Genomic DNA, 4,016 nt, shown 5'->3' on the forward strand with positions numbered 1-4,016 from the left:
CCGGGACCGCGCTCAGGTCCAGGGTGTTGCGGGTGAACTCCTCGAAGGTCCGGATCCCCCGCTCGCAGAGGATGACGTTGTAGTTCCCTTCGGACAGGATGTACTCGGCCGACATGAGCAGCTCCTTGATGCTGCTGCTCATCCCGCGCTTCAGCAGGACCGGCTTGCGGTGGCTCCCGACCTCCTTCAGGAGGCGGAAGTTCTGCATGTTCCGCGCTCCGATCTGGATGCAGTCGGCGTACTTCAGGACGAGCGGGGCATCCCGGGGATCCATCAGCTCGGTCACGATGGGCAGGCCCGTCGCCTCCCGCGCCTCCGCCAGGTACCGGAGGGCCTCCTCGCCCAGCCCCTGGAACGTGTAGGGGGAGGTTCGGGGCTTGAAGGCTCCGCCCCGGAGCAGGCGCGCCCCGGCCGCCTTGACCACCCGGGCCATCCCCAGGATCATCTCCCGCCCCTCCACGGAGCAGGGGCCGGCAATCACGGCGAGCCGCTGTCCCCCCACCTCCACGCCGTTGACCGGGATCACGCTGTTCTCCGACTTGAAGTCTCGGCTGGCCAGCTTGAACGGTTTGAGGATGGGGAGGACCTTCTCCACGCCAGGGAGGGCCTCGAACGCCACGTCCCGGAGGATCCGCTCGTCGCCGATGGCGCCGATGATCGTGCGCTCCACCCCGCGCGAGATGTGGGGGGCGAGCCCGTAGGCGGTGATCTTCTGCGCGACCTGCTCGATCTCCTGCTCGGTCGCGGCGCGCCGCATGACGATAATCATGAAGCTCCTTCTTCAGGCGGCCAGGACCGCCGCGAGCGCCTCCAGCGCCCGGGCGTTCTCGGCCGGCGTGCCCACGCTGAGGCGCAGGAAGGCCGGCAGCCCGTAGCCCCCCATGGGGCGCACGATGACCCCGCGACGGAGCAGGGCCTCGGCCACGGCCGCCCCATCCCTGCGCACATCCACCAGCAGGAAGTTCGCCACGCTCGGGACCGGGGGGAGCCCCAGGGCAGTGAGGCCGGCGGCCAGCGCCGCCCGGCCCTCGGCCGTCCCGGCGACCGTCCGCGCCACGTGGGCGCGGTCCTCGAGAGCGGCAGCCGCGGCCGCCTGGGCCAGGGCGTTCACGTTGAAGGGCGCCCGCAGGCGGTCCACCAGGTCGATGAGCTCGGGCGGGCCGATCCCGTACCCCACCCGGAGTCCGGCCAGCCCGTACACCTTGGAGAAGGTGCGCAGGACGAAGCAGCGCCGACCCTCGCGGACCCAGGTGAGGCTCGCCGGGCGCGCCTCCTCCGGGAGGAACTCCCAGTAGGCCTCATCCAGGATCAGGAGGGGCTCCGCGGGGAGGGGGCGCACGAAATCCTCCAGGGCAGCCGGCGTCACCGCTGTGCCGGTGGGGTTGTTGGGGTTGCCCACGAAGATCAGCTTGGTCCGGGGCGTGACAGCCGCCGCCATCCCCGGCAGGTCGTGGGTGAACTCCCGGCAGGGCACCTCGACGGGGGCCGCCCCCAGGGCCTGGCAGGCCATTCGATACATGACGAAGGCCGGCTTGGCCATCACGGCCTCGTCGCCGGGCTTCAGGAAGATCCGGGCCGCCAGCTCGAGCAGCTCGTTCGAACCGTTGCCGAGGGCGATCTGGGCCGGCGCGACTCCGAGGCGCTCCGCCAGGAGGGCCTTGAGGACGGTCCCGGCCCCATCCGGGTAGCGGTGGACGCCCGCGGCAGCCTCCTGGATCGCCTTCAGGGCCAGCGGCGAGGGGCCGAAGGGGTTCTCGTTGCTGGCCAGCTTGGCCGCGCCGGCCACGCCGAACTCCCGCTCCACCTCCTCGATCGGCTTGCCGGGGCTGTAGGGGAGCAGGCTTCTCACGTGCGGAGAGGCCATGGCGGTGAGGGATCGGGTCACGACTGCTCCTCGCGCTAGAGGGAGGGGGGGCGCTTCTTCTCGCGGGGGTAGGAGCCGAGCACCTTGAGGAAGAGGCACTCGTCGGCGAGGCGAGCAAGCGCCTGCTGTACGGCCGGGTCCTCGCCGTGCCCCTCGAAGTCCACGTAGAAGAGGTACTCCCACACCTTCGTCTTGGAGGGGCGGGACTCGATCTTGGTCAGGTTGATCCCCCCCTCCGCAAAGGGCTCCAGCATCCCGTAGAGCGCGCCGATGCGGTCCTTGATGGAGAAGAGGATGGAGGTCTTGTCGTGCCCCGAGGGGGGGGCGCCGTTCCGGCCCACGATCAGGAAGCGGGTGAAATTATTGGCGGCGTCCTCGATGCGGGCCGAGATCACCTTGAGGCCATACAGCCGGGCCGCCAGCTCGGAGGCGATCGCCGCGGCGCCCTCGTCCCGGCTCGCCGTCTCGGCGGCGGCGGCCGTCGAGGCCACCTCGAGGAGGGGGGTATGCGGAAGGTTCGCCTCCAGCCAGCGGCGCGACTGGGCGATGGCATGGGGGTGGGAGTAGATCCGCTCGATGGCTCCCTTCTCCCCGCTCCGGGAGAGGAGGTGGTGCGAGACCTCGAGAAGGATCTCCCCGCAAATCTTGACGTCGGAGTCCACGAACATGTCGAGGGTGTGGCTGACCACGCCCTCCGTGGAGTTCTCGATCGGCACGACCCCGTACTCCACCTTCCCCTTCTCCACCTCCTGGAAGACATCCCGGATGCTGCGGGCCGGGAGAAACTCCGCCGCGTCCCCGAACCGCTTCAGGCAGGCCAGGTGGGTGAAGGTGGCCTTGGGCCCCAGGTAGGCCACTCGGAGGGGGTGCTCCAGGGCGCGGCAGGCGGAGATGACCTCTCGATACACCGAGCGGATCGCGCTGGCCGGGAAGGGACCGGCGTTCTTCTGGGTCAGCCGTTCGAGGATCTCCTCCTCCCGCTGGGGGGCATGGAAGTCGAGCCCCTCCCGGAGCTTCACCTGCCCCACCTGCTGGACCACGGCGGCCCGCTGGTTCAGCAGGTCCAGGATCTGCTGATCGATGGCGTCGATCCGTTTCCGCAGGTCGTCCAGATCCATGCCCGCGCCCCGCCGCGCCCTCGGCGCGAAAGACGGCCGCACTATAACCTAACGTCCGAGGGCCTTCAAGGGCTTTGTCCTGCCGAGGACCCGCAGGGCCGCGAGCTCCCGCTCGCTGAGGGGCCGCCACTCTCCGCGCCGGAGCCGCCCGAGCCGGAGCGGCCCGAACGCCACCCGCCGCAGGCGAAGGACCGGATGCCCCAGGGCCTGGCAGAGGCGGCGGACCTCGTGGTGCTTCCCCTCCGCCACCACCACCTCCACCCAGCCGTTCCGGTCCGTCGCCCGGAGCAGCCGGGCCTCGAGCGCCCGCAGCCGCTCGCCCTGGACGTGGACGCCCCGGCACATCGTGTGCAGTGTCGCCGCGGAGGGAATGCCCCGGACGCGGGCGTGGTAGGTCCGGGGGACGGCGAAGGCCGGGTGGAGCATGCGCTGCATGAGGGGGCCGTCGTTGGTGAGAAGGAGGAGCCCCTCGGAGGCAAAATCCAACCGGCCGACGGGGTACACGCGAGGGAGCCGGCGGGGCAACAGGTCGGTCACCACCGGTCGCCCCTGCGGATCCCGGAGGGAGGTGATGACGCCCGGCGGCTTGTGGAGGACCAGGTACACGGCGGGAGCCGCCCGGCGGAGGGGCCGGCCGTCCACCTCGATGGCGTCCGCGGCGGGATCCGCTCGGGTCCCGAGGAGGCGAACCACCACCCCGCCCACCGCCACCCGTCCTTCCCGGATCAGCTCCTCGCAGGCGCGCCGGGAGCCGAACCCGGCCCGCGCCAGGATCTTCTGGAGCCGTTCCCCGGGATCGCTCACCCCCTCCCCTCCGAGGCTCCGGCGGAGGGGGGGGGAGCCGGAGGCGCAGGCGCCGCGCCCGTCGCGGGGCGAGCCGCGGCATCCGCCGACTCCCGCTCCCCCGAAGGGTCGTCCGCCGGCGGCCGAGAGGCCAGGGGAGAGGCGACCAGGGCGTCGATCTCCCCCAGGGTGGGAAGCTCCGAGAGGTCCTGGAAGCCGAAGTATTCCAGGAAGGCCCTGGTGGTGCCGTA

At 71.3% G+C, this 4,016-nt stretch carries 5 protein-coding genes; all 5 read right to left on the bottom strand.

All coding sequences use genetic code 11. From position 1 onward, the window contains the following. A partial coding sequence (gene aroF, locus VGT06_01090) for a 3-deoxy-7-phosphoheptulonate synthase (protein ID HEV8661726.1) occupies window positions 1–769 on the bottom strand: 769 nt, incomplete at its 3' end. A gap of 12 nt (window positions 770–781) precedes the next feature. Beyond that, a complete protein-coding gene (hisC, locus tag VGT06_01095; GenBank protein ID HEV8661727.1) occupies window positions 782–1,864 on the bottom strand; it encodes a histidinol-phosphate transaminase in 1,083 nt (360 codons plus the stop codon). 35 nt (window positions 1,865–1,899) lie between these two features. Then, window positions 1,900–2,982 carry a prephenate dehydratase gene (gene pheA, locus VGT06_01100; protein HEV8661728.1) on the bottom strand — a complete coding sequence of 361 codons (1,083 nt, stop codon included), beginning with the start codon at window positions 2,980–2,982 and terminating at the stop codon, window positions 1,900–1,902. Window positions 2,983–3,030: 48 nt separating this feature from the next. Next, a complete protein-coding gene (locus VGT06_01105) occupies window positions 3,031–3,786 on the bottom strand; it encodes a pseudouridine synthase (GenBank protein HEV8661729.1) in 756 nt (251 codons plus the stop codon). Beyond that, window positions 3,783–4,016: SMC-Scp complex subunit ScpB (locus VGT06_01110; GenBank protein HEV8661730.1), on the bottom strand; the 234-nt coding region annotated here is incomplete at its 5' end. The genes VGT06_01110 and VGT06_01105, both read right to left, overlap by 4 nt.

This window comes from Candidatus Methylomirabilis sp., assembly GCA_036000645.1.
In the GTDB taxonomy this organism is placed as follows: Bacteria; Methylomirabilota; Methylomirabilia; order Methylomirabilales; family JACPAU01; genus JACPAU01.